This window comes from Pseudomonas oryzihabitans (genome assembly GCF_001518815.1).
In the GTDB taxonomy this organism is placed as follows: Bacteria; Pseudomonadota; Gammaproteobacteria; order Pseudomonadales; family Pseudomonadaceae; genus Chryseomonas; species Chryseomonas oryzihabitans_E.
Genome location: NZ_CP013987.1, coordinates 1,677,535 through 1,703,286, shown reverse-complemented (window position 1 = coordinate 1,703,286; position 25,752 = coordinate 1,677,535). Strand labels below are relative to the sequence as shown.

At 64.1% G+C, this 25,752-nt stretch carries 25 protein-coding genes; 14 read left to right on the top strand and 11 right to left on the bottom strand.

Annotated elements, in window-relative coordinates:
• Window positions 1-43: 43 nt before the first annotated feature.
• Window positions 44-610, bottom strand: a complete 567-nt coding sequence (locus tag APT59_RS07700) for a GNAT family N-acetyltransferase (RefSeq protein ID WP_059314313.1) — start codon at window positions 608-610, stop codon at window positions 44-46.
• Window positions 611-756: 146 nt separating this feature from the next.
• Here APT59_RS07700 and APT59_RS07695 point away from each other — a divergent pair, with 146 nt between their 5' ends.
• From APT59_RS07695 to APT59_RS07680, 4 genes are all read left to right on the top strand, one after another.
• Window positions 757-4,227 (top strand): PAS domain-containing hybrid sensor histidine kinase/response regulator, encoded by a 3,471-nt coding sequence (locus APT59_RS07695; RefSeq protein ID WP_059314312.1) that lies wholly within the window; start codon window positions 757-759, stop codon window positions 4,225-4,227.
• Window positions 4,228-4,793: 566 nt separating this feature from the next.
• On the top strand, window positions 4,794-5,672 hold the full coding sequence (gene rfbD / locus APT59_RS07690) for a dTDP-4-dehydrorhamnose reductase (protein WP_059314311.1): 879 nt from the start codon (window positions 4,794-4,796) through the stop codon (window positions 5,670-5,672).
• Between the two features lie 97 nt (window positions 5,673-5,769).
• Complete coding sequence (locus APT59_RS07685) at window positions 5,770-6,051, top strand: DUF3509 domain-containing protein (RefSeq protein WP_059314310.1); 282 nt, start codon at window positions 5,770-5,772, stop codon at window positions 6,049-6,051.
• 15 nt (window positions 6,052-6,066) lie between these two features.
• Window positions 6,067-6,501: a hypothetical protein gene (locus tag APT59_RS07680; protein WP_059314309.1), complete on the top strand. Its 435-nt coding sequence runs from the start codon at window positions 6,067-6,069 to the stop codon at window positions 6,499-6,501.
• 134 nt (window positions 6,502-6,635) lie between these two features.
• Here the strand turns inward: APT59_RS07680 and APT59_RS07675 are convergent, their stop codons facing one another.
• Window positions 6,636-6,923 (bottom strand): DUF3509 domain-containing protein, encoded by a 288-nt coding sequence (locus tag APT59_RS07675; protein ID WP_007159080.1) that lies wholly within the window; start codon window positions 6,921-6,923, stop codon window positions 6,636-6,638.
• A gap of 347 nt (window positions 6,924-7,270) precedes the next feature.
• Between APT59_RS07675 and APT59_RS07670 the strand changes: the two genes are divergently transcribed.
• From APT59_RS07670 to APT59_RS07645, 6 genes are all read left to right on the top strand, one after another.
• The gene (locus APT59_RS07670) at window positions 7,271-7,666 is read left to right on the top strand and encodes a DUF883 family protein (RefSeq protein ID WP_059314308.1); all 396 of its coding nucleotides are present in this window, start codon (window positions 7,271-7,273) and stop codon (window positions 7,664-7,666) included.
• A 15-nt stretch (window positions 7,667-7,681) separates the two neighbouring features.
• Complete coding sequence (locus APT59_RS07665; protein WP_059314307.1) at window positions 7,682-8,074, top strand: phage holin family protein; 393 nt, start codon at window positions 7,682-7,684, stop codon at window positions 8,072-8,074.
• Entirely contained in the window at window positions 8,071-8,412 is a 342-nt protein-coding gene (locus APT59_RS07660) for a hypothetical protein (protein ID WP_059314306.1), read from the top strand. The genes APT59_RS07665 and APT59_RS07660 overlap by 4 nt, the downstream gene beginning before the upstream one ends.
• 105 nt (window positions 8,413-8,517) lie before the next feature.
• Window positions 8,518-9,696 carry an EAL domain-containing protein gene (locus APT59_RS07655; RefSeq protein WP_059314305.1) on the top strand — a complete coding sequence of 393 codons (1,179 nt, stop codon included), beginning with the start codon at window positions 8,518-8,520 and terminating at the stop codon, window positions 9,694-9,696.
• A gap of 93 nt (window positions 9,697-9,789) precedes the next feature.
• Complete coding sequence (locus APT59_RS07650; protein ID WP_059316845.1) at window positions 9,790-11,121, top strand: deoxyguanosinetriphosphate triphosphohydrolase; 1,332 nt, start codon at window positions 9,790-9,792, stop codon at window positions 11,119-11,121.
• A gap of 12 nt (window positions 11,122-11,133) precedes the next feature.
• Window positions 11,134-13,755 carry a ligase-associated DNA damage response DEXH box helicase gene (locus APT59_RS07645; protein ID WP_059314304.1) on the top strand — a complete coding sequence of 874 codons (2,622 nt, stop codon included), beginning with the start codon at window positions 11,134-11,136 and terminating at the stop codon, window positions 13,753-13,755.
• Here APT59_RS07645 and APT59_RS07640 read toward each other — a convergent pair.
• On the bottom strand, window positions 13,709-14,560 hold the full coding sequence (locus tag APT59_RS07640) for a S1 RNA-binding domain-containing protein (RefSeq protein ID WP_059314303.1): 852 nt from the start codon (window positions 14,558-14,560) through the stop codon (window positions 13,709-13,711). The genes APT59_RS07645 and APT59_RS07640 overlap by 47 nt on opposite strands.
• Before the next feature lie 286 nt (window positions 14,561-14,846).
• The gene (locus APT59_RS07635; RefSeq protein WP_237140581.1) at window positions 14,847-15,116 is read right to left on the bottom strand and encodes a hypothetical protein; all 270 of its coding nucleotides are present in this window, start codon (window positions 15,114-15,116) and stop codon (window positions 14,847-14,849) included.
• Between the two features lie 842 nt (window positions 15,117-15,958).
• Here APT59_RS07635 and APT59_RS07630 point away from each other — a divergent pair.
• The 4 genes from APT59_RS07630 (at window position 15,959) to dacB (ending at window position 18,748) form a co-directional block, all read left to right on the top strand.
• Window positions 15,959-16,168: a cold-shock protein gene (locus tag APT59_RS07630; RefSeq protein WP_007159089.1), complete on the top strand. Its 210-nt coding sequence runs from the start codon at window positions 15,959-15,961 to the stop codon at window positions 16,166-16,168.
• Between the two features lie 115 nt (window positions 16,169-16,283).
• Window positions 16,284-16,940 carry a hypothetical protein gene (locus tag APT59_RS07625; protein WP_059314301.1) on the top strand — a complete coding sequence of 219 codons (657 nt, stop codon included), beginning with the start codon at window positions 16,284-16,286 and terminating at the stop codon, window positions 16,938-16,940.
• A gap of 26 nt (window positions 16,941-16,966) precedes the next feature.
• On the top strand, window positions 16,967-17,116 hold the full coding sequence (locus APT59_RS22530; RefSeq protein ID WP_017639713.1) for a hypothetical protein: 150 nt from the start codon (window positions 16,967-16,969) through the stop codon (window positions 17,114-17,116).
• 168 nt (window positions 17,117-17,284) lie between these two features.
• The gene (gene dacB, locus APT59_RS07620; protein ID WP_059314300.1) at window positions 17,285-18,748 is read left to right on the top strand and encodes a D-alanyl-D-alanine carboxypeptidase/D-alanyl-D-alanine-endopeptidase; all 1,464 of its coding nucleotides are present in this window, start codon (window positions 17,285-17,287) and stop codon (window positions 18,746-18,748) included.
• Window positions 18,749-18,907: 159 nt separating this feature from the next.
• Here dacB and APT59_RS22120 read toward each other — a convergent pair whose 3' ends face one another.
• From APT59_RS22120 to APT59_RS07590, 7 genes are all read right to left on the bottom strand, one after another.
• Complete coding sequence (locus APT59_RS22120; RefSeq protein WP_007159093.1) at window positions 18,908-19,066, bottom strand: DUF3309 family protein; 159 nt, start codon at window positions 19,064-19,066, stop codon at window positions 18,908-18,910.
• A 205-nt stretch (window positions 19,067-19,271) separates the two neighbouring features.
• Window positions 19,272-20,927, bottom strand: a complete 1,656-nt coding sequence (locus tag APT59_RS07615) for a cation acetate symporter (protein ID WP_059314299.1) — start codon at window positions 20,925-20,927, stop codon at window positions 19,272-19,274.
• Window positions 20,924-21,235, bottom strand: a complete 312-nt coding sequence (locus tag APT59_RS07610; protein WP_059314298.1) for a DUF485 domain-containing protein — start codon at window positions 21,233-21,235, stop codon at window positions 20,924-20,926. The genes APT59_RS07615 and APT59_RS07610 overlap by 4 nt, the downstream gene beginning before the upstream one ends.
• 240 nt (window positions 21,236-21,475) lie before the next feature.
• The gene (locus tag APT59_RS07605) at window positions 21,476-22,378 is read right to left on the bottom strand and encodes an HlyD family secretion protein (protein ID WP_059314297.1); all 903 of its coding nucleotides are present in this window, start codon (window positions 22,376-22,378) and stop codon (window positions 21,476-21,478) included.
• Window positions 22,379-22,405: 27 nt separating this feature from the next.
• Window positions 22,406-22,609 carry a DUF1656 domain-containing protein gene (locus APT59_RS07600; RefSeq protein ID WP_059314296.1) on the bottom strand — a complete coding sequence of 68 codons (204 nt, stop codon included), beginning with the start codon at window positions 22,607-22,609 and terminating at the stop codon, window positions 22,406-22,408.
• Window positions 22,596-24,599: an FUSC family protein gene (locus APT59_RS07595; protein ID WP_059314295.1), complete on the bottom strand. Its 2,004-nt coding sequence runs from the start codon at window positions 24,597-24,599 to the stop codon at window positions 22,596-22,598. The genes APT59_RS07600 and APT59_RS07595 overlap by 14 nt, the downstream gene beginning before the upstream one ends.
• A 152-nt stretch (window positions 24,600-24,751) precedes the next feature.
• Window positions 24,752-25,750 carry a tRNA dihydrouridine synthase gene (locus APT59_RS07590; protein WP_059314294.1) on the bottom strand — a complete coding sequence of 333 codons (999 nt, stop codon included), beginning with the start codon at window positions 25,748-25,750 and terminating at the stop codon, window positions 24,752-24,754.
• Window positions 25,751-25,752 lie beyond the last annotated feature (2 nt).

The window sequence follows — 25,752 nt, the reverse complement described above, 5'->3', positions numbered from 1 at the left end:
GCGTAGCGATGGTCAGCGACGAACGGTCGGCCAGACGTTGCCGCTAGTTGAAGGACGCCTCCAGTCGCGCCTTCACCTCGGGCCACTCGCGGTCGGTAATGCTGTAGATGATGGTGTCGTCCAGCCGACCGTCCGCCAAGCGCCGATGATTGCGCAAGAGCCCCTCGCGCACCGCACCCAGCTTTTCGATGGCCGCCTGGGACCGGAGATTGGTCGCTGCCGTCTTGAGCTGTACCCGTACCAACTGCCAGTGCTCGAAGGCATGGCGCAGCATCAGGTACTTGATGTTGCCATTCAGGCCGCTGCCGTGTTGCTCGGCATCGAGCCAGGTCCAGCCGATCTCGGCGGCGGGCAAGGCGGGCAGGAAGTCGGCGAAGCGGGTCGTACCCACCAGCCGGTCGGCGATCCGTACGGCAAAGGGCAAGGCTCGCCCCTCGCGCTGCTCGGCCAGCGCCAGACGGTACCAGTCCGGCCGCAACGGTCCGCTCAGATAATGCAGCGCCTCGCGATTGCGCTCGGCCAGGCCGACCAGTTCGAGCACGTCGCCTTCCGTCAGCGGATCCAGGCGCAGCGCACCACGTTGCAGGGAAATGGGCTGCGCTTGGAACATGACACTCTCTCTCGCTTGAATCAGCCCGCCAACCTAACAGGGCAAACCGTCTGGCTCAACCCAATGTCGCCAGACCTGACGTCTGGCACCCCAAGGTGCGACACTTTGTCCGGGCGCGATGGGCGCCTGGATTGCCTGGAGTCGCCATGTCCCTGCCCAGCGGGCTGATCATCACCGTAACCCTCGGCTACCTCGCCATGCTGTTCGCCATCGCCTTCTATGGCGATCGCCGCCCACCGCTCAAGCCACGCCTGCGGGCCTGGGTCTACAGCCTGTCGCTGGCCGTCTATTGCACCAGCTGGACCTTTTTCGGCGCGGTCGGTCAGGCTGCCGACCAGCTCTGGTCGTTCCTGCCCATCTACCTGGGCCCCATCCTCTTCCTGCTGCTGGCCCCGCAACTGGTCAAGAAGATGGTGCTGATCAGCAAGAAGGAAAACATCACCTCCATCGCCGACTTCATCGCCTCCCGCTATGGCAAGTCCCAGACCCTGGCCATCGTCGTCGCACTCATCTGCCTGGTCGGCGTCCTCCCCTACCTGGCGCTGCAGCTCAAGGGCATCGTCATCGGCGTCAATCTGCTGACCGGCATCAATGCCGAGTCCCTGAGCACCCGCGCCCAGGACACCGCGCTGTTCGTTTCCCTGGTCCTGGCGGTGTTCGCCATTCTCTTCGGCACCCGCAACCTGGATGTCACCGAGCACCATCGCGGCATGATGCTGGCGATCGCCTTCGAATCCCTGGTCAAGCTCGCCGCCTTTATCGCCGTGGGCCTCTGGGTCACCTACGACCTGCACGACGGCTTCGCCGACCTGCTCGCCCGCTCCCAACAGGCGCCGCAGCTGCAGGAATACTGGCGGGAGACGCTGGACTGGCCGGGCCTGCTGATCCAGACCGGCGTGGCCTTCATCGCCGTGATGTGCCTGCCGCGCCAGTTCCATGTGACGGTGGTGGAAAACATCGATACCCGGGACGTCAACCTGGCGCGCTGGGTGTTTCCGCTCTACCTGGCGCTGGCCGCCCTGTTCGTCATTCCCATCGCCCTGGCCGGCCAGCTGCACCTGCCCGGCGGCGTGCTGCCCGACTCCTTCGTCATCAGCCTGCCGCTGGCCCAGGAGCGTCCCTGGCTGGCCTTGCTGGCCTTTCTAGGCGGCGCCTCGGCGGCCACCGGCATGGTGATCGTCGCCTGCGTCGCCCTCTCCACCATGATCTCCAACGACATCGTCCTGCCCTGGCTGCTCAAGCGCCGTGGGCAGGTCGAGAGTCCGCACGCGGTGTTCAGCCACTGGATGCTCACGGTGCGCCGCGCCAGCATCGTGGTCATCCTGGTGCTGGCCTATTGCAGCTATCGCCTGCTGGGCTCCAATGCCAGTCTCGCCACTATCGGCCAGATCGCCTTTGCCGCCATTGCCCAGCTCGGGCCGGCCATGGTCGGGGCGCTGTTCTGGAAGGCCGCCAATCGCCGGGGCGTCTTTGCCGGGCTCACCGCCGGCGCGCTGCTCTGGGGCTATCTGATGGTGCTGCCGGTAGTAGCCACCAGCCTGCAATGGCCGCTGGAGGCCTTTCCCGGCCTGGCCTGGTTCGAGCAGCCCGCGGGGGAGCGGACGCTACAACCGACCACGGTCGGCGCCCTGGTCTCCCTGGCCGGCAACTTCCTGCTGTTCGCCCTGGTGTCGCTGCTCTCGCGCACCCGGGTCTCGGAATACTGGCAGGCCGGGCGCTTCATCGCCCAGTACGCCCTGCCCCGGCCGCGCAATCGCGCCCTGCTGGCGGTGAAGCTGGAGGACCTGCGGCTGCTCGCCGCCCGCTTCGTGGGTGATGAGCGCGCACGCCTGAGTTTCAGCCGCTTCGCCGAGCAGAGCGGCCTCACCTACCACCCTGGCATGAACGCCAACAGCGAGTGGATCGCCCAGACCGAGCGGCTGCTGGCCGGGGTTATCGGTGCCTCCTCCGCGCGCGCCGTGGTCAAGGCCGCCATCGAAGGCCGCGACATGCAGGTCGACGACGTGGTGCGCATCGCCGACGAGGCCTCGGAGGTACTCGAATTCAACCGGGCGCTGCTGCAGGGCGCCATCGAGAACATCTCCCAGGGCATCAGCGTGGTCGACCAGTCGCTGCGCCTGGTCGCCTGGAACCAGCGTTACCTGGAGCTGTTCGACTATCCGGACGGCATGATCCAGGTCGGCCGCCCCATCGCCGAGATCATCCGCTACAACGCCCTGCGTGGCCTCTGCGGACCTGGCGACGCCGACGACCACGTGGCGCGCCGGGTGGAACGGATGCGCCAGGGCATTCCCCACACCTCGGAGCGCACCTTTCCCAACGGCCGGGTGATCGAGCTGATCGGCAGCCCCATGCCCGGCCGTGGCTTCGTGATGAGCTTTACCGACATCACCGCCTTCCGCGAGGCCGAGCGCGCCCTGCGCGAAGCCAACGAAGGCCTGGAACAGCGGGTGGAAGAACGCACCCGCGAACTCTCGCAGCTCAACCAGGCATTGGAGGAAGCCAGGGCCCACGCGGAGGCGGCCAACCAGTCCAAGAGCCGTTTCCTCACCGCGGTCAGCCATGACCTCATGCAGCCGCTGAGCGCTGCCCGACTGTTCACCGCTGCCCTCGCCCACCAGGACGGCCTCGCCCAGGAGGCCCAGGAGCTGGTGCGCAACATGGACAGTGCCCTGAGATCCAGCGAAGACCTCATCGCCGACCTGCTGGACATCTCGCGCCTGGAGAACGGGCGCATCCTGGCCGCGCCGGCGCCCTTCCCCCTGGCCACCCTGTTCGAGGCCCTGGGTGTCGAATTCAAGGCCCTGGCCCAGGACCAGGGCACCAGTCTGCGCATCCGCACCAGCCAGCTGGTGGTCAACAGCGACAGCAAGCTGCTGCGCCGGGTATTGCAGAATTTCCTCACCAACGCCCTGAGATACGCCCATGGCCGCGTGCTGCTGGGAGTACGCCGCCAGGGGCAGAACGTGAGCCTGGAGGTCTGGGACAGCGGCCCCGGCATCCCGCCGGACAAGCTCGAGCTGATCTTCGAGGAGTTCAAGCGTCTGGACAGCCACCAGACCCGCGCCGAGAAAGGCCTGGGCCTGGGCCTGGCGATCGCCGATCGGCTCTGCCGGGTGCTCGGCCACGAACTCTCGGTGCGCTCCTGGCCGGGCCATGGCAGTGTCTTCAGCGTCAGGGTGCCCCTGGCGCCCGCCCTCGCCATCCAGGCGGCCACTGCCAGCGAAGCCGCCCAGCCCTTGGCGGGCGATCCGGTGCTGTGCATCGACAACGAAGACAGCATCCTGCTGGGCCTGCGCAGCCTGCTGGGCCGCTGGGGATGCCAGGTCTGGACCGCGCGCAGCCGTGAAGAATGTGCCGCCCTGCTGGATCAGGGGGTGGTGCCACGCCTGCTGATCGTCGACTACCACCTCAGTGATGCCGACACGGGTCCGGACGTCGCAGAATGGATTCGCCAGGTGCTGCGCCAGGACATTCCCGGCATCGTCATCAGTGCCGATGGCCGTCCGGAATGCCTGGCCAAGGTGCGCGAAGCGCGCCTGGATTTCCTGCCCAAACCAGTGAAGCCGGCCTCACTGCGCGCCCTGCTGAGTCGTCAGTTGGCCCTGTCCGGCTAAGCCGGACGACAGAACGGCAGACACCCGTCCAATCAGCCTGTCGTTCAGCACCGATTAAGGTTTTCAGGTCGGCTCTTCTCGGAACAATCCACAGGTTCTGTTGATAACTTTGTTGAAAACATGGTGGAAAAGAACCCTGAGCCTTGCTCTGCGGGCCCCGCAAACAACTTGCTCATTTTTTAACCAGTTTGATAAGTTCAACGTAATCAACAACTTAATTCAAAAAGGCGATTCTAGACAGGAATCTGTGGGGGCCAGAGAGGACTTGACAGGCGCTAGCACAAGTTGTGCACAACTCGCCTGGAAAAAGACCAACGGATACCTTTCCCCCGTCGCACAATTGTCAAGTATTCGTGAAACAAATTTTTTCATCCTTTCGCCTGGGCTGGTTTCCGGCCAGGCAGGCCTGGCAGAGCCAATGCCAAAGGCCCTGCGAAGGCGAAAGGCTAGCCTTGTCCTACGCCGGTCATCGGGTAGACTGCGCCTTTTGCTCAGGGCTGTCGTGGCGACGCCCAACCTGTCAAACAGGCACGGACGCGCCAGCCCTTCTGGAATAGCTCAGTCACATGAACGTCTTCATCGCGGGTCAACACGGACAACTTTCTCAGGCACTGCAAACCCTGTTGGCCCCCAAGGCCCAGGTGACCGTCGTCGGCCGGGCCCAGGTGGATTTCACCCAGCTGGATGCCCTCTACCAACGCGTTCTCGCTGCCCGTCCCGACGTCATCATCAATGCTGCAGCCTATACCGCCGTGGATGCCGCCGAGAGCGATGCCCAGACCGCCACTCTGATCAACGAACGGGTTCCCCAGGTCTTTGCCCGCGCCGCCCAGCAACTGGGCGTGCCCATGGTCCACTACTCCACCGACTACGTCTTCGACGGCAGCAAGCAGGACCGGTATCGCGAGGAGGATCCCACCTGCCCGCTCAACGTCTATGGGCGCACCAAGCTGGCCGGTGAAAACGCCGTACGTGAACAGGCCGAACGTCATCTGATCCTGCGTACCAGCTGGGTCTATTCCTGGCAGGGCAACAACTTCCTGCGCACCATGGTGCGCCTGCTCAGCGAACGCGACGAACTGAATATCGTCGCCGATCAGATCGGCGCCCCCACCTGGACGCGCACCATCGCCGACGCTACCGAGCGCCTGCTGGCGTGCAGTGACCAGCAGGACCTCTGGGGCACCTATCACCTGACCGCGACCGGTACCACGTCCTGGTACGGTTTCGCCGAACAGATCGCGCAGCGGCTGCGCGAGACCGGCGAACTGAAGGCGCGCCTCAACCCCATCCCCAGCAGCTCCTACCCCACCCCAGCGCATCGACCCGCCAATTCCTGCCTGTCCACCGACAAGCTGGCGGCGGTGCTGGGGCAGACGCTGCCCGACTGGCAGCGGGCTTTCGCCCAGTGCTGGAGCGAACGCGACACTCAGGTGAGCAGCTGAAACGGGCCGTCGGTCATACTTTTGAGGTTTCCCGCAGAACTAGCCCAGCCCCCTGAAGTCAATGGCACTGACCCCGCTCACGCCAGTCAGGTACGTCATGGACAACCCCTTCCAGCTCATCGCCGCGGCTTTCGAGCACGACTTTCGGGTCAACTTTCGCATCGAACGCCTCGACGGCAGCGTCAGCTTGACGCTGTCCGACGACAATGGCGTCAAGGTAAAGCGGCTGATCAGCAAGCAGCAGCTGCACGATCAGACCCGACTCGCACGCCTGATCGATAGCATTCGTCTGGGTATTGCCATTGATGAGGGCCATGGCGTCAGCGCTCTGCTGGCCGGCGGCAGCGGCACGGTAAACCACCTCAGCGTGGCGAATTAAGGCAGGAACAGGACCATGCAAACCACGGAAGGCATGACCAGCAGTCTAGTGCAAACCTCAAGCCCTGCGACGCTCCTCGACAACGTGGGTGCCAGTACGCCGCTCCCGTCAGTCGGCGTCTCGCTGTATCAGCTGACCTGCGCACGACTCGACGAGCAATTGGCCCCGCTCAAGGTATGGCCGACGCTGCCGGATCGCACCGGGCGCTTTTCCTTCACGCTATTGGATAGGTGTGGGCGCATCCTCTATCGCTCGCCGGCCTTGCGCCAGGCGTTGTATCGGGAAGAGGAACTGCTCAATGGTGTGATCGCCAGTGCTCGGCTGGCTGCCGTACAAGCCGGACAGGGCTTCCCGTCCTGGGGCGTGATGGACGTTGCGTGCCCCATGTACGCGCTACCCGCGATGCAACTTCCCTGCGGAGATTGTCGCCTGTTGAAGTGCAAGAGCTAGACAATCGACCTTGGACATACTGCTAAAGGCAGCCAAGTACTTGTTTGCTATCTGTAATCTTCAGTATTCGAGACCAACGAATGCAGGGCATCCGTACTGCAAGTCTCGAGCTGAAGTCTTCTGCTGGCTATCCCTTATTCGGAATATCTCAGCATATTGGCTCCGGTGGCGCGTAGCACGGCCATGGATTGCGGTGCCAAGGCTCCGGCCCGCAACGATACGTCCTTGCGAACTTCGTCGATCACCGTTTTCAGCAGCTGGCTCTCACCGAGCTGCCGGGCGCTGACCACCCGGTTCACCCGTGCGTCATCGCACTGCTGGTCCTGCACCGTCAGCACGATACTGCCGTCAGGGCGAGGCGCCGTGACCGAGCATTTATAAGTACTGAAAGCGGCAGTCAGTCTATCAATGGCGTTTTCCATTCTTCCCCCTCTTATTTGTCTATAAGTGCATGGACGATCAAATACGACGCAACTGACAGTGATAGAAACAGCAAAGTTCTAGCCCAATACTTGAATAAGACGCTCAATGGCGCTAGCACGCCGTTTTGTGAGCCAGCTCTTCTAATCGATTAATAGTGCGGAACTTTTCGAGACCCGAAATCGGTATGGTATGACCATTCGTCCGCTTTGGACCCTTCTATATGCTTTGACCCTTCTATATAGAGAAAGCACTGGAAGGGCATGCGGCCCCGCCCGTGGAACCTTTGGTCGGAGCCCTCACTCGAAAGGCCTGAAACGGATACCCATTGCCTATTCAGGAGCGCCCCATGAACGACAAAATCTCCCCCGTGCTCAAAGACGAGCTTGCCGCTGATATCGATGAGCAGGCACACCAGCAGAACACTGACCGGGTCCGTCGTCATCTGGGCGAGGCCGAGCAGGCGCTGACCGACGAATTCCACACCCTGCTGGCCGACGCCGAGCAGCTGCTCAAGCACACTGCAAGCATGGCTGGCGAGCAGGCAGATGAACTGCGCGCCAAGTTGAGCTCCAGCCTGGAGCGTTCCCGCGACGTGCTCAAGACCAAGCAGGACGACCTCTACCGCCAGGGGGTCGTCGCCAAGGAGACCACCGAGGAATACGTGGCCGACAATCCCTTCAAGGCCCTGGGCATTGCCGCCGGTGTCGGTTTCCTGATCGGCCTGCTGGCATCGCGCCGCTAAGCCTGGGGGATTGCCATGGACACCTCCTCTCCTCCACGGGAGCTGCCTGACGAGGCGCCCAAGCCTTCGGTCAAGCGCCTCGCCGGCGCGGTAGTAGGACTGCTGCAGAGCCACCTGGAATTGCTGGGTATCGAGGTACAGGAAGAGAAGGTTCGTACCTTCCAGCTGTTCCTCTTTACCGGCCTGAGCCTGATCTTTGGCCTGCTGGTACTGGTAGGCATCTCGGCGGCGGTCATCATCGCCTTCTGGGATACCTATCGCATGACCGCGACTCTGGCGCTGTGCGGCTTCTATGCCGTGGCGCTGGCGATCTGCATCCTGCGAGCCCTTCGCCTGGTCAAGGGCGCCGCGCCTTTCCATGCCACCCTGGAAGAACTGAACCGCAACCGGGAGCGCCTACTGCCATGAACCAGCCGCTTTCCTCTGCCACCAGCCAGGCCAAGCGCAAGGAACTGGTCCGGCTGCGCATGGAGATGTATCGCCAGCAGCTCATCTACAACGCCCAACCCTTGCACAACCCCATCAGCCTTATCGGTGATCTGGTACGACCCAATCGCGACAAGGTCGCCAGCTCGGCGAAGAAGCCGCTGATGCTGGGCGCGACGGTGTTCCTGTCGTTGTTCGGCAAGCGCCTTGGCGCCGTGGGCCGCCTGGCCCGTATCGGCCTGGCGCTGTATCCCATCGTCAATCGATTGCAGAACCGGCATCGCGAACAGGCGGATCATCCGCTACCGCCACCCCGCTGATCATGAACGGCTCCCCAGGGAGCCGTTTTTCCATCTGGCACCCTTATCGCATGGCATCGGGTCAGGTCGACAACCGCCTGCCTCCCTGACGACAAGGAACCGCTCGTGCCCAGTGCTCAGCCCTCTGCCTTCTTCCAACCCTTCATCGACACCGCTACCGGACGTATCGCCGGGGTCGAGGCGCTTGGCCGACTGCGCCAGGCCGACGGCAGTCACACCTCCGTCGGGCCCCTGTTTGCCGACCCGCATACCCCGACTGCAGACTTGCTGCACCTTGATCGCACGCTTCGAGAGGATGCCCTGCAGCGCTTCGCCAGCGCACCGGAAGACTGGTTTCTCAGCCTCAACCTGTCACCACGCTGGATCAGCCAGCTGGAGAGTGGAGCCGACCTGCCCAGCCTGGTGCAGCTGGAACGCTCTGGGGTAGCGCCCAGCCGGGTCGTCTACGAGATCACCGAGGCTGCCGGCGATCTGCCGCGCCTGACCGAGGCCGTGGCCCGCTATCGGGAACGCGGCATCCGCATCGCCATCGATGATTTCGGTTCCGGCTATTCGCAACTGGATCGGGTGCTGGACCTGCAACCCGACATTCTCAAGCTGGATATGCGGCTGTTCCAGGCCGCTGCCCGGGGCGGTACCCGCGGCGATGCGGTCAAGGCCCTCGCGCAGATGGCGGAAAAGACCGGGTGCTGGCTCATCGCCGAAGGTGTCGAAACCGAGACCGAACTGGATTTCGCGCTGGAGTGCGGCTCACGTTATGTGCAGGGTTTCCTGTTCGCCCAGGCCACCTATGAGCTGAGCGCCAGTGACCGCTACCAGGAGCGCTTCGCCGCCCTGCGCAGTCGCTTCGTCGACGGCAAGCTGGCTCAGCAGACCCAGCTGCTCGCCTTGCGCCAGCGGCTCGCCGACTTCGTCACCCGGCTGAAACCCTGGGCGGAACACGGCGGCCCCCTGAGCGCCCTGCCCGATCCCCACGCCTTTCCCGGCCTGCTGCGCATCTACCAATGCGACCGCGCCGGCACCCAGATCACCCCCAACCTGGAATGGAACGGCATGTTCTGGCGCGAGAACCGGCGTTACCTCAACCACAACTGGTCCTGGCGTCCCTACTTCTATGCACTGCTGGCCGAGGGCTGGAACGAGCGCCGGTTGGCGCTCTCGACGGTGTATCGCGATGCCACGACCAACCAGTACTGCCTGACCGCCAGCCAGTTCCTGGAAAGCGGTCAGCGCCTGCTGCTGATCGACCTGGACGCCAGCCAACTGCCGGGTTTTGCCAACTGAGGGGTGATGATCGTATGTTGCCGAGGTCAGAACGCAGAAGCGCCGAACGGTAACCGCCGGCGTCCCCTAAACGGTGATAGCTCGAGGATGGCCTTGGACTGGCAGACACTTCTTATCCGCGAACGGCTGGGCAAACCCCTGCACAGCCCGGATGAATTGGGGCGCAGCCCCTTTCACAAGGACCACGATCGCATCATCTTTTCCGGCGCCTTCCGCCGGCTGGGCCGCAAGACCCAGGTCCACCCCGTGACCAGCAACGATCATATCCATACGCGCCTGACCCATAGCCTGGAGGTCAGCTGCGTCGGCCGTTCCCTGGGCATGCGCGTGGGCGAGAGCCTCAGAGGCGACCTGCCCGAGTGGTGTGACCCGAGCGATCTCGGCATGGTGGTGCAATCCGCCTGCCTGGCCCATGACATCGGCAACCCGCCATTCGGCCATTCCGGCGAAGACGCCATTCGCTACTGGTTCACCCAAGCGGCCGGACGCGGCTGGCTGGATGACATGAGCGAAGCGGAGCGCCAGGATTTCCTGCACTTCGAAGGCAATGCCCAGGGCTTCCGGGTGCTGACCCAGCTCGAATACCACCAGTTCGACGGCGGCACCCGCCTGACCTACGCGACCCTAGGTACCTATCTCAAGTACCCCTGGACGTCACGCTATGCCGCGGCGCCTGGCTACAAGAAGCACAAGTTCGGCTGCTACCAGAGCGAATTGCCGTTGCTGGAACAAATCGCCGAAAAACTCGAACTGCCCCTGCTGGGTCCCGAGCGTTGGGCACGGCATCCCCTGGTCTACCTCATGGAGGCCGCCGACGACATCTGCTATGGCCTGATCGACCTGGAAGACGGCCTGGAAATGGAGCTGTTGGACTATGCCGAGGTCGAGGCGCTGCTGCTGGGCCTGGTCGGCGATGATCTGCCCGAGACCTATCGCCAGCTGGGTCCGCGCGACTCTCGTCGGCGCAAGCTGGCGATCCTGCGCGGTAAGGCCATCGAACACCTGACCAACGCCACTGCCCGCGCCTTCGTCGAACAGCAGGACGCCCTGCTCGCCGGCACCCTGGGTGATGATCTGGTCGAGCACATGGCCGGTCCGGCCAAGCTCTGCGTGCAGCGTGCCAAGGCGCTGGCCCGGGAAAAGATCTTTCACGACAAGCGCAAGACCCTCCACGAGATCGGTGCCTACACCACCCTGGAGATCCTGCTCAACGCCTTCTGCGGCGCTGCCCTGGAACAGCATCGGGGCCGCGAGCCGTCCTTCAAGAGTCGGCGCATCCTCGACCTGCTGGGCAACAGCGCCCCGGATCCCTCCTGGACCCTGCACCAAGCCTTCATGCGGGTGATCGACTTCATCGCCGGCATGACCGACAGCTACGCCACCGCCATGGCGGCCGAGATGACCGGGCGTTCGAACCCGGTCTAAAGGAGTGCCGAGATGGCCACCGCTACCCGATCGCGCAAGGGCCCCGGCAGTCGCTGGCTGGCAGCCCAGGGCTGGAAGGCCTTTCCCTTCCAGCGCGAGGTGGCCAAGGCCATCGCCGCCGGAGAATCCGGCCTGCTGCATGCCACTACCGGTTCCGGCAAGACCTACGCGGTCTGGCTGGCGGCCCTGGATGCCTTCGTGGCGCCCAAGCCGATCACCGCCAAGGGGCTGCCCAGCAAGCGCAAGCAGGCGCCACCGCCGCTCACGGTGCTCTGGCTGACGCCCATGCGCGCCCTGGCGGCGGACACCCTGCGCGCCCTGGAGCGTCCGGTACTCGAGGAAGAGCTGGAGTGGACCCTGGGCCTGCGCACCGGTGATACCGGTAGCAGCGAGCGTGCGCGACAGAATCGCCGCCTGCCGACTGCCCTGGTAACCACTCCCGAAAGTCTGTCGCTGCTGCTGTCGCGGGAGGACGCCCAGGAAGCCTTGGGTCATGTCCGCCTGGTGGTCATCGATGAATGGCACGAACTGCTTGGCAACAAGCGCGGTACCCAGACCCAACTCGCCCTGGCCCGCCTGCGCCGCTGGAACCCCGGCCTGCAGACATGGGGCCTGTCGGCGACCCTGGGCAACCAGGCTCACGCGCTGGATGTCCTGCTGGCCGGAGAACCGGGACACCTGGTGCAGGGCCGCCAGGACAAGCGCCTGCAGGTGGATACCCTGCTGCCTCAGGGCGGAGTCGAGCGCTTCGCCTGGGCCGGGCACCTGGGCATGCGCCTGCTGCAGCAGGTGATCCGCGAACTTGAAGACAGCCCCACCACCCTGGTCTTCACCAATACCCGGGCCCAGACCGAGCTCTGGTACCAGGCCCTGCTGCAGGCACGCCCGGACTGGGCCGGCCTGATCGCCCTGCACCACGGCTCCATCGAGAAGCAGGCCCGAGAATGGGTGGAGAGCGGCCTCAAGAATGGCCAGCTCAAGGCGGTGATCTGTACCTCCAGCCTCGACCTCGGCGTGGACTTCCTGCCCGTGGAGCGGGTACTGCAGATCGGCTCGCCCAAGAGCATCGCCCGCCTCCTGCAACGCGCCGGCCGTAGTGGTCACGCCCCGGGGCGCGCTTCGCGCGCGACCCTGGTGCCTACCTACAGCCTCGACCTGCTGGATGCGGCCGCCACCCGCCGCGCCATCACGGCCGGGGAGATCGAGGCCCGCGCGGCCCCGGTCAAGCCCCTCGATGTCCTGGTGCAGCACCTGGTGACCGTGGCCCTGGGGGGTGGCTTCGAACCGGACGACCTGCTGCCGGAAATCCGCAGTGCCTGGGCCTATCGCGGCCTCAGTGACGGCGAATGGGCCTGGGCCCTCGCCTTCGTCCGCACTGGCGGCGCCTCCCTGTCGGCCTATCCGGACTATCGCCGCGCCGAGCCGGATGCCGAGGGCATCTGGCGCGTCCCCGACAAGCAACTGGCCAAGCGGCATCGCCTGGGCATAGGCACCATCGTCAGCGAGACCAGCCTCAACGTGCAATTCTGGTCCAAGGGCGGCGGCGGCAATCGCCTGGGTAACATCGAGGAAGGCTTTATCGCCCGCCTGCGCCCTGGTGATCACTTTCTCTTCGCTGGCCGTACCCTGGAACTGGTGCGGGTGGAGAACATGACGGTATACGTGCGCCGCGCCAGCGGTCGCAAGGCCGCCATCCCACGCTGGAGCGGCAGCCGCATGCCGCTCTCGGACACCCTGGCCAAGCATGTTCTGGCCCTGCTCGAAGATGCCGAGGCCCAACGTTACGAGAGTCCGGAAATGCGGTTGCTGCAGCCGCTGCTGGATGTCCAGCGGCAATGGTCGGCGCTGCCCAGCGCCCACTACCTGCTCGCCGAGACCCTGGAATCCCGCGAGGGCTCGCACCTCTTTCTCTATCCCTTCGCTGGCCGCCACGCCCATCTCGGACTGGCCAGCCTGCTCGCCTGGCGCCTGGCGCAGCGCCGCCCCTGCACCTTTTCCATCGCCGTCAACGACTATGGCCTGGAGCTGGTCTCACCCGTCAGCCTGGACTGGGAAGGGCTGCTCGATGCCAGCCTCTTCACCACCGACAACCTGATCAGTGACACCCTGGAAAGCCTCAACGCCGCCGAACTCGCCCAGCGGCGCTTTCGCGAGATCGCCCGCATCTCCGGGCTGATCTTTTCCGGCTATCCGGGCGCGCACAAGAGCAACCGCCAGCTACAGGCCAGCAGCAGCCTCTTCTATCAGGTCTTTCGTCAGTACGATCCGGATAACCTGCTGCTCGGCCAGGCTCAGACCGAGGTGCTGCGCCAGGAGCTCGACGCCGATCGGCTGCAGCAGACACTGACCCATACCGGCGCGCTGCCCCTGCGCCTGGTGACTCTCGATCACCCCTCGCCGTTCGCCTTGCCGCTCATGGTGGAGCGCCTGCGCGAAAGCCTGAGCTCGGAAAAGCTGGCCGATCGCATCACCCGCCTGGTCGGCGACCTGGAACGCGAAGCCGGGCCGGACGAGCGAGCCCGCGCCTTCGACCCCGAATCCCTGGTGCAGCCCAGCCATGACAGCGATCTGACACCCCGTCGCGGCGCTAGTCCGCGGCGTCCTCGCGTACAGAAATCCGGTCGTCCTCGATAACGATCCGTCCCTGGCGATAGAGATGGCCGATGGCTTTCTTGAAGTTGCCCTTGCTGACGCCAAACAGCTGATGGATCAGCGCGGGCGGACTGCTGTCGCTGAGCTCCAGCACTCCACCGCGGGCTCTCGCCAGGCCAAGGATCTGCTCGGCAAGGTCGTTACCGGCGGCCGCGCCCTGGGGCTGCAGGGTCAGGCTGATCTTGCCATCCGCCCGTACCTCACGAATGAAGCCACGCTCGCGCTGCCCCAGCCGCAGGGGCTTGAAGGCCTCGTTGCGATGCACCAGGCCCCAGTGCTTGTTGTCGACGATCACCTTGTAGCCCAGGTCGGTCTGTTCGACGACCAGCAAGGGCACCGGCTGGCCGGCCTTGTAGCGTGGCGGCTCGCGATCCAGGTAGCGATCCAGCCGCGCAGTGGCGACGATCCGCCGGGTACGGGCATCCAGATGCACGTGCACCACGCAATGATCACCCACCTGCAGGGGACGCTTCTCCTCGGAATGCGGCAGCAACAGATCCTTGGGTAGCCCCCAGTCAAGGAAGATCCCGACCCGACCGACTTCCACCACGCGCAGGCTGGCGAAGCCGCCAACCTGCACTTTCGGCTTCTCGGTGGTGGCGATGAGCCGGTCCTCGCTGTCCAGGTAGAGGAACACATTGAGCCAATCACCTTCGGCACAGGGTTCGTCACGCGGGGCATAGCGACGCGGCAGCAGAACCTCGCCGTCGTTGCCCGCGTCAAGGAACAGACCGATGGGTGTATTGCGCAAAATCTGCAAGCTGTTGAAACGACCCAGCAAGGCCATGAACGGAGACTCCTGTAGAAAGCGGCCCATTTTACCGCGATCATCAGAGCCGGCGCTTGATAGCTATGCCTCACCCTTGAAACAGGTGCGCAGGATCATGAAAGGCATCGCTGCCGGCACTGCGTCGCTCGTGTACCAGACACTGACCTGATTCCCTTCATGCCTCTCCACTGCTCGGCGCCATGCTGTGCCGTGGAAACACCCGCACGGCAACTGGCTCAAGCCTCGGCGCGAACGGTGTACCTGGCAGCTAGAGGAGGTTGAGGTCTTACAGGCGCGCCTGAACTCAGGCCGTGAGGCAGTCCTGGGCGATTGGAATCTCGATGAAGAGACCCACAGCATCAGCTTCGACACGCATGGCCGCCACTACCGTATTCAGCAGGAACGGATTGCTGGCCTGCTCGTTGGTCAGTATCCGCTGGGTCAGCTTGATCGACTGGTGGGCATGGTAGACCGCTACCAATATTTCGTTGAGGTTCAGGCGGCGCAGTTCGACACGGTAGCCAGCGAGCCCTTGGCTCAATGCGCGTCCTGCGCTTTCGAGTCCGTTTTTCACAGTAGTTCCTTGGACCGTTGCGGTCCGGGGGTAATGATTCGGACAAGATAATATCACCTAGCCATTACCGAAATTGAGCAGCTCATCACCCTTCCGACACCACTGGCCCAAGACCGCCCGCGCCACCACTGAGCTTCTGTCCTCAAACGCCGAGCGGCTGCTTCGGCTTGCTGAAAACCTATGCTCACAATGGAGCCGGCTTCTCGATCGGCGACCTTTTTCCAGGTACAGGATGGGGGGCACCCAGCGCCTTCATGGCATTTGAAGCGAGCGGTCGTCTCGCTCAGCCAGAGGTGCGCGCTACATCCGGACGTCGTTCCCAGCTGTTTGAAGCTCCGCGATCAGCAGCCAGGGGTATCAACCGCTAAGCTGCGCACTGTTCCGCAAATGCCCCTCGGCGAGTACCTAGATCTTCATAGGGCCCTGAAAAACCTGACGAACCTTGGACAGACCTCATCGATATGCGGAGGTGAGGCCCTGTGCAGCGACTAGATCGCAACACGTTGCGCATAGAAAACGATTCAGCACGGATCGCTTCGCTCAGTCTTCCCGCTCCATGACCAGGGCCGCATCCTGCCGCCCTTTTCTACCATCAGTTCGCCCGCGCCAGATGCCGCTTCGACTATGGTCGGTAAAGTCAACATCGAGCAGCTCAAAGGTCTTGTTTTGCGCAAGCCAGTCTGAGACCATCCATCGCTGTCAGGTGAGGCTGTCTCTACAAAGCGGCTCACCTGTCGAGAACCTGGAGTACATCAGGGCCAGCTTTCGCGGCATGGGTTTCTCCTCGTTTCAAAACTGTCGTCCTCGTGGACAACAACGTCATCTTATTCAAGGAGAAATCCATGTCTACTCGCCAAACTGGCACCGTCAAGTGGTTCAACGACGAGAAAGGCTTCGGCTTCATCACCCCCCAGAGCGGCCCGGACGTGTTCGTTCACTACCGCTCCATCCAGGGTAACGGCTTCAAGAGCCTGCAAGAAGGCCAGGCTGTTTCCTTCCTGGTCGTGCAAGGCCAGAAAGGCCTGCAGGCTGATGAGGTGCAGGTGATCTAATCACCCGCCTTCTCGAAAAAGCCCAACCCCTGGTTGGGCTTTTTTTTGCGCGGACGTTGCGGACGTTGGCCCCTGCCAGCTTTCGCTATCGCTACTTAGGGATGAGGTGCGTTTCATGAAGACTCTCGCTGCCCTGCTCTGCCTGCTTCTGCTCGCTGGTTGCGCCGCCTTTCCCGGTGACGAACTCTCTTCCCAGGCATTCCGCGCGCCCCTGAGCGCCCCACCACAGCGCGCCAATGTGCTGGTGGAATTCAATTTCTATCGTGGCACTGTCGAGGACGCCAAGGACGCGACGTCGATCGCCGTCGCCCGCGAAGGCCTGAAGCCCCGGCTGCGCGAGATCCTGGCAGGCTCCAGGCTGTTCGACCGCATCACCCTGGTGCCGGAACCCGGCAGACCCGATGACGCCTTGCTGCGCCTCAAGCTGTACAACAGCACCTCCTACGCCGCTGCTATCGCCAGTGGCCTGATCACCGGTGCTACCTTCTTTCTCGTCCCGGGTACCGCCAAGGACGACTATGTGCTGACCGCCGAATGGATTGCGCCCGGCGGCAGCTCACCCACGCGAGTGCAAAATGCCAGTTCGGTACGTACCTGGATGGGAGTCTGGTTCCTGCCGCTGGCCGCCAGCCACCAGGCTGGGACCGCCATCGAAGAAACCTTCGCTCGCCAGGTCAGCGATGCGCTGCGCCAGCTGCAGGCCGCCGGCGTGTTCGCCGACCGCTCCTCGCCCCAGGGGAACGGCGAAACGCCTGCGCCGGTCACACCTTGACAGGTAATCACGTAGACGAGGATCCCATGGCCGAAGAAAAGCGCAAAGCCGACGAACGCGAACTGCCCAAGGACGAAAAGCCCCTGCGCACCGAGCACGCCAAGACCGACGACGGGCGCGATCCGCCTTCGCCAAACAGTCCGGACCGTACCAAGGACGCCACCGGCTACAACTGATCCCGTCCTTTCCAGAAACGACCGCTTCGGCGGTCGTTTCTTTATCCGCGCCCTGCCCCTTGGGGTTGGCTCGCCCCTCCCTCCTTACTGCATAATGCCCACACTCCGACGTCTATCGGCCCCTTTTCTCTTCAACTAGGCCGGTACCCTGCCAAGGTGTGTGTCCCGATGCGAAAGACCTTCCGATCTCTGGGCCTGCTGCTGAGCTGCTGCGCCCTGGGCTTTTCCCTGCCCGTCAGTGCCGATACCTCCTTTCTGCCGCCGCGAATCGAAAAGGCGATGCAGACCAACAAGATTCCCGGCAGCGACCTGTCGCTGGTCATGCTGCCGCTGGATGGCCCCGGCGAGAACGACTACTACAACGCCGACGTCTCGGTGAATCCGGCTTCGACCATGAAGCTGATCACCACCTACGCGGCTCTGGAACTGCTGGGTCCTACCTATCAATGGAAGACCGAGTTCTATACCGACGGCACCCTCAAGGACGGCATCCTCAACGGCAACCTCTACCTCAAGGGTGGCGGCGATCCCAAGCTGAACATGGAGCGGCTCTGGCTGCTCATGCGCGACCTGCGGGCCAATGGCGTGCTGGAAGTCACTGGTGACCTGGTGCTGGATCGAAGTCGCTTCGTGAAGCCCAACCTGCCCGCCTTCAACGACGATGGCGACGACGAGAACAAGACCTTCCTGGTCGGTCCCGATTCGCTGCTGGTCAATCTCAAGTCGGTGCGCATGGTGGTCCGCTCGGCCGATGGCCGGGTCAGCGTATCCATGGATCCGCCGCTGACCAACGTCAACATCGACAACCAGATGCGCGCCACCGGCAAGAGCGGTTGCCCGGCCTGGCCCGAAGTGCGCTTCAATCCGGTGCCTCAGGCCGATGGCAGTACCAGTCTGGTAGTCAGCGGCCAGTTGCCGGACGGCTGCAACGCCCAGAGCTATCTGTCGCTGCTCGACCACCCGGCCTATACCGCCGGCGCGGTCAGGGCCATCTGGCAGGAACTGGGTGGCAGCATCAAGGGCCGTACCCGTGAAGGCAGCGTGCCGCGCAATGCCGAGGTGCTGGCACGGGCCTTTTCACCGGATGTGGTCGAGATCATTCGCGACATCAACAAGTACAGCAACAACACCATGGCCCAGCAGCTATTCCTATCCATAGGTGCGCAATTCCGCACCTCGGCGGATGCCGACGATGGCAAGGCAGCGCTGCGGGTCATCCGCTCGTGGCTGGCGCGCAAGGGCATCAATGCCAGTCACCTGATCATGGAGAACGGCTCCGGTCTGTCACGGACCGAGCGGGTCAGTGCCCGGGAGATGGCCGAAATCCTGCGCGCGGCCTGGCAGAGCCCCTATGGGCCGGAATTCATCGCTTCCCTGCCCCTAGCTGGCATGGACGGCACCCTGCGCAAGCGCATGAAGAATTCGCCGCTGACCGGCCAGGCGCACATGAAGACCGGCACCCTGAACAACGTGCGCGCCCTGGCGGGCTTCGTTCGGGATGCCAACGCCCGCAGCTGGGTAGTGGTCGCCATCCTCAACAGCAGCCGTCCCTGGGGGGCCTCATCCATCCTGGATGAGGTCGTGCTGGATCTCTACCAGCGCAGTCGCCAGGACGGCGCGGCGGCCAACTAGCGCCCAAAACAAAACCGGAGTCCGCTCTCACGGACTCCGGTTTTGTTTACAGCACTCGGCAAGGCAGGCCGGAAAACCGACGTTACCGCGCTGCACCGACTTGGGCAAGGACTTTGTCCGATGCACCTTTGCGGGGCATTTTCAGCGCGACACCCCTTGCTAGATCATGCCCAGTAGCAGCAATACCAGCAGCACGACCAGGATGGCACCCACGATGCCGGACGGGCCGTAACCCCAGCTGCGCGAATGCGGAAACACTGGAAGTCCGCCAATGAGCAGGACCAGCAGTACCAGAACCAGGATGGTCGAGAGAGTCATCTGCCATTCTCCATGAAGGCCAAGGGTCGACCGTCGCCGTAATCGGATGATACGAAGCAACGGGCCTATTCCATGGACCTGCGCCGGTGGCGGAAAATCCCAAGGTTGTCAGGCGACCTGCAGCAACCCCTGCCAGATCTGATTTATCGCACGAAAAAAGCCCGGATCGTTGCCAATCCGGGCTTCGTTCTAGCGTTATGGACGGTTAGTGGGAGACCGCACCACTGGAACCCAGACCCGTCTGGGATCTGACGAACTGCGGATAGAAGCGAGCCCGCTCCTCTCCACCAGCCGCCGACTTGTCGGTGATGGAGAAGAACCAGATACCGATGAAGGCCACGGCGATGGAGAACAGTGCCGGGTACTCATAGGGGTAGATGGGCTTGGCATGACCGAGGATGGTCACCCATATGGTCGGGCCGAGCACCATCAGCGTCACCGCCGTGATCAGGCCGAGCCAGCCACCGATCATGGCGCCACGGGTGGTCAGGCGCTTCCAGTACATCGAGAGCAGCAGGACCGGGAAGTTGCAGCTGGCAGCGATGGAGAACGCCAGACCCACCATGAAGGCGATGTTCTGCTTCTCGAAGAGAATCCCCAGGGCGATGGCGACGACGCCCAGGGCCACGGTGGTGATCTTGGAGACGCGGATTTCGTCCTTCTCGTTGGCCTGGCCCTTCTTGATCACGCTGGCGTAGAGGTCATGGGACACCGCCGAGGCGCCGGCCAGGGTCAGACCGGCGACCACCGCCAGGATGGTGGCGAAGGCTACCGCCGAAATGAAGCCCAGGAAGATGCTGCCACCCACGGCGTTGGCCAGGTGCACGGCCGCCATGTTGTTACCGCCCAGCAGGGCACCTGCGGCATCCTTGAAGGCCGGGTTGGTGCTGACCAGCAGGATGGCGCCAAAGCCGATGATGAAGGTCAGGATGTAGAAGTAGCCGATGAAGCCGGTAGCGTAGAACACGCTCTTGCGGGCTTCCTTGGCGTCGCTCACGGTGAAGAAGCGCATCAGGATGTGCGGCAGGCCGGCGGTACCGAACATCAGCGCCAGGCCAAGGGAGAAGGCCGAGATCGGATCCTTCACCAGACCGCCGGGGCTCATGATGGCCTCGCCTTTCGGGTGTACCGCGATGGCTTCGGCGAATAGCCGATTGAAGTCGAAGCCCACGTGTTTCATCACCATGAAGGCCATGAAGCTGGCACCGGACAGCAGCAGCACCGCCTTGATGATCTGCACCCAGGTGGTGGCCAGCATGCCGCCGAAGAGCACATAGAGCACCATCAGAATGCCCACCAGCACCACGGCGATGCTGTAGTCCAGGCCGAACAGCAGCTGGATCAGCTTGCCGGCGCCGACCATCTGGGCGATCAGGTAGAGCGCGACCACCACCAGCGAGCCGCAGGCGGACAGGGTGCGAATGTCCTTTTGCTTGAGGCGATAGGACGCCACGTCGGCGAAGGTGTACTTGCCCAGGTTGCGCAGGCGCTCGGCGATCAGGAACAGGATGATCGGCCAGCCCACCAGGAAGCCGATGGAGTAGATCAGGCCGTCGTAGCCCGAGGTGAACACCAGCGCGGAAATACCGAGGAAGGAGGCGGCCGACATGTAGTCACCGGCGATGGCCAGGCCATTCTGGAAACCGGTGATGCGGCCACCCGCGGCATAGTAATCCGCGGCCGAACGGTTGCGTTTGGAGGCCCAGTAGGTAATGCCCAGGGTGGCCCCAACAAAGACCACGAACATCAGGATGGCGGAGATGTTCAGCGGCTGGCGCTGGACGGCGCCCGTGAGGGCATCGGCTGCCCAGAGCGAAGGCGACAGGGCGAGCAGCCCGCTGGCCAGGAGTAGATGTCTCATGGCTGCACCTCCCGAAGGATTTCCGCGTTGAGCCGATCGAATTCGCCATTGGCCCGGCGCACGTAGATACCCGTCAGCACGAAGGCCGAGAGAATCAGACCGACGCCCAGGGGAATGCCCCAGGTCATAGCGGTCTCCGCATGGATACGGGTACCTAGGACCTTGGGCGCGAAGGCGATCAAAAGGATGAAGGCGGCATAGAGTCCGAGCATGATGGCGGAAAGCGTCCAGGCAAAACGCCCGCGCTTGCGCACCAGTTCTTGGAAACGCGGACTGGCTTCAATCCGCCGGTAGGTGCTGTCATTCATTATTGTTGTTCCTTACAGCATGACGGGAGCGTCGAGCTCTACTCTAGGCGCGCCCGGTAAGGCTTCCAGACGACTTTAGTCGTACTGAAAAGGGCCTGCGCTCGGCCAGGCTGCGTTGGAAATTCGCCCGGAATGCTCATTTACCACTCGTAAACTCGAGCGCGAGCCCGGTCCGCTTCCTCGCGAATCCTCGCCTTGCCTGACCCTCGCTCGGCGACTTTTCCTCCCCATTCAAGGCTTTCAGTAATCCCAGAGTCGACGCCAGCCCTGCAGCGGATGGTGGCCTTCCCCGTCAAGCACCGAGACACTCGCTGTCATGCCGGCGCTGAGGTGCATATCCGCCGGCACGTCCAGCAGCTCGATGCGCACCGGAATGCGTTGCGCCAGGCGTACCCAGTTGAACGTCGGCTCGACGTTGGCCAGCAACTGGGCATCGTTGGCCGCATTGCGATCGGTGATGCCGCTGCTGATGCTCGCCACCTTGCCCTGCAAGGGCGCGGCCTGGTTCATCAGCCTTACCCGCACCCCGTCACCAGGATGGATATGCGGGATCTTGGTTTCCTCGAAATAGGCCATCACATAGAAGGAGCGGGTATCCACCAGCGCCATCACCGCCTGGCCGGTCTGCACATAGTTGCCCTCGGCGAACCTGAGGTTGGTGATGCGTCCTTCCCGCGGCGCCAGGACGCGACTGCGATCCAGGTTGATCTGCGCAAGGTTCACGTCACTCAGGGCTTCCTGGTACTGGCTGCGGGCGACGGCCACATTGACCTGGGCGGTCTCGCGGTCTTCGGCACTGATGGCGCTCGTACCCAACCGCTGCCGGCGGGCGGCCTCGCTTTCACGCAAGCGCAGCTGTTGCTGGCGCGTATCTGCCACCGCCTTGGCGTGGTCGAGATTGGCCTGGTAGCGCTGCTGGTCGATCTGCATGAGCAGGTCCCCTCGCTTGACCAGCTGGTTGTCGACCACTGCCAGGCGGGTTACCCAGCCGGATACGTCGGGTGCCACCACCACTACGTCGGCACGCACCCGTGCATCACGGGTCCAGGGCGTATAGAGATAGAAGTGCCAGAGCCAGGTACCAGCCAGTATCGCCAGCAGCACCACGATCAGGGTGATCGCCACACGCAGGGTCTTGTGCATCAAGGGTCGATCCTCTTGTTGTTAGGCTCAGGTGGCCAGGACAGCGACGATGCCGGCCAGCCAGAGCACGAACAGCGCGCAGCCGAACAGGGCGCTGTGCCACAGCTGGCGCCCGAGCCGGCTGCGCTGCAGCAGCCACATCGACAGGGCCGTCAGCAGCAGCGCCAGGACGCCATAGACGAACAGTGGGCCCAGGTAGACCCCGCCAATGGCCCATTCATGCAGATTCATCCGTGCCCTCCTCCGCTATCGCCTTCAGACAACAGCTGCGCCAGGTCTGCTGAAGCTGCCCGATGGCGCCGCGCGCCAGTCGATGCGGCTCGTCGTCAGCGGCCTGCTCCAGCGCCTGACGCAGGCGATCCGCCGCTGTATCCAGGGCACCGGACTGCAGATTGCCGAAGCCTACGGCCAACTGCTCGGTAAAGCGCGCCAGAAAGACGTCCCGCGCCTGAGCGACGTTGCCCTGCGCACCTGCCAGACAGGCCCGCAGATGCAGCAATTCGTTGCCCAGGTCCAGTGCCAGCAAGCCCTGCTCCCAGCGCCCGCGCTCGGTCGCCGACAACTGCTCGATATGTCGCGCCAGGAGTAGCAGGCGATCCGCCATGCGCCCCCCGAACCAGGTCTCGGCATTGGCCAGGGGCACCGAGGCCAGTCGCTGCAGATCGTAGGTGGTGGCTTCGAGGATGCGGCGGCTGGTCCGTCGCGGCGTACGCAGGCTGATCAGGCGGAACACCAGCACGGCGAAACCCACGCCGATCAAGAGGCTCTGCAGCTGGTTGAGCAAGACGCCCATCTCCACGTGGCCCTGGTTGCTCGGCGACACCAGCACCAGCAGGTGAATGGCGAAGGCCGTTGCCGTCCCCACCACGCTGGGCGGACCAGCCATGCCCAGGGCGGCGAAGAACAGTGGCACGCCCAATACCAAACACAACAGCGGATAGCCGGTGATCTGTGGCAGCAACACCTGGCTGATGAGGATGGCGACCGGCGCCGCATAGAGAATGCCGCGCAGGAAACCGAGCCCTATGGTGGCGGCATTGTCGCGGTTGGCGAACAGGCTGCAGATGACACCGGCCATGAGCATGGCACCGGGTGCCGACGGCCAGGCACTGGCCAGCCAGAACACCCCGACGCCCAGCAGCGCACAGGCACTGCGCAGGCCATAGAGCAGCGCCGTCTGCAGGTCGCGATGGCGGGCCAGGGCCGAGGGTGCCACGGCACTGAGCTGCGCGGTATGGACGCTATCCAGGGCGCGACCGGCCTGCTGGATCTTGTCCAGCAGGATGGCGAAACGGGCGAGCAGGTAGCGCTGGTCGTTGTCCAGCGACGTGGTGGTACCGGCTGCCGCCCTCAGGCGCTGCAGGAGGGCCTCCAGCGCCTCAGCCTGGGGGTCGGCCAGGGCTACGAGCATTTCGTCGCGCCAGGGCTGCAGAACGGCGCGCTGGACCTCCCCCAGGCCGCGCCACTGGCGCATGGCGCCGCGGGCCGTACGCAACAGGCTGAGCAGATCCCGTGAAAGCAGTCGTAGCGCCCTGGCGCGCTGCCGACCACGCTGCCCTTCGAACCAGGCGTGGTCACGCTGGGCATCCACCGCTACCACCTGGCCGAGCATGGCCAGCAGGCCCTGGGTGGCATCCTGGGCCTCGGCCAGCTCCGCCCGCGCGGCGGCCACGCCCTGCTCCCAGGTACGCCGCGCCTGGGCGGCCAGATTCTGCTCCACGCGCTGTGGCCAGATCAGGGCGCTCACCGCCGAGGCCACCACGATACCCAGGCAGATCTCGGTACAGCGGGCTACCGCCTGATCGAACACCGTCAGCGGATGGGCGATGGCGGGCAGACCGATGATGGCGACCGTATAGCCGGCCAGCACGAAGCCATAGGAGAAGTGGTTGCGCAACAGGGTCGAGGCCGCCGTGCACAGCGCCATCCAGCCCGCCAGGGCCAGCAGGAACAGCCAGGGCGTCTGGGCGAAGAAGGCCATGAGCACCACCGCCATGCAGGTACCCGCCATGGTACCCAGCAGGCGGAACAGTCCCTTGGCCAGCACCATACCCGACAGCGGCTGGGAGACGATCATCACCGTCATGCAGGCCCAGACCGGTTGTTCGAGGCTGAAGCGAAAGGCCAGCCAGAGCGCCAGGGCGGCGGCGAACAGGGTCTTGCCGGCGAAGATCAGCGCCGCGGGCGAAGGTGCGAGAAAGACCGTCCAGGGTAGGCGCACGGTGACTCTTGGATTCCAGGGGATCCAGCATAGGCCGCACGGCCCAGGCGAAGTTCCGGTCAGTGCCCAGACGAAAAAAAGGCGACCCTAGGTCGCCTGAAGTGCCTTGCGTGCTCGAGTGACGACGCTCCGTCGTCACCACCCCTTGCAGCCTATACAGGTTGCAGCAGGCGTTCTTGATCGAGATCAAGACTGGCCGGGTTTTGCCCAGCCATGCCCAGCAAGCCGTCGATCAGCGCGCAATCGGACTCGCGGCGCACCTGGGCGAACAGCGCTGCGGCCTCGGGGTAGCTGCGCGTCAGCATGCCCAGCCACTGCTTGAGTCGTCCGGGCGCATAGCGTGGCGCCAGCTTGCGTTGCGCCATCAGCCAGAAGCGCTGCACCAGGGACAGGATCTCTGCCCAGTGTTGGGGGGTGGCCTCTTCACCGCGCACGGACGCGGCGATCTGCAGCGCCAGATCGGGCCGGGAGACCAGGCCTCGGCCCAGCATCACCGACGCCTGCCCGCTGACGCTGCGGCAGCGCCAGTAATCGTCCAGGGTCCAGATCTCGCCATTGGCCAGTACCGGCACGGCGACTCGATCGGCCACCCGTGCCACCCATTCCCAATGTGCGGGCGGGCGATAGCCTTCCACCTTGGTCCGCGCATGGACCACCAGTTGCGACGCGCCACCGGCTGCCAGGGCCTCGGCGCAGGCCAGGGCACTGTTCGGGCTGTCGTAGCCCAGACGCATCTTGGCGGTGACCGGAATGGCCGCCGGAACGGCCTGGCGGACACTCTCGACGATCCGGTTGAGCAGCTCCGGCTCCTTAAGCAGCACCGCGCCGCCACGGGACTTGTTCACGGTCTTGGCCGGGCAGCCGAAATTGAGGTCGATCACCGGTGCGCCCAGGGTGCAGGCGAAGGCTGCGTTGTCGGCCAGGCAGGCTGGATCCGAGCCCAGCAGTTGCACCCGCATGGGGGTACCCGAAGGTGTCCGCGCGCCCTGCCCCAGCTCCGGAGCCAGCTTGGCGAAGGCCGCTGCCGGCAGCAGGCGATCACAGACGCGAATGAATTCGCTCACGCACCAGTCGAGCCCGCCGACCTCGGTCAGCAATTCGCGCAGGATGTCGTCGACGAGGCCTTCCATGGGCGCCAGGGCGATCTCCATGC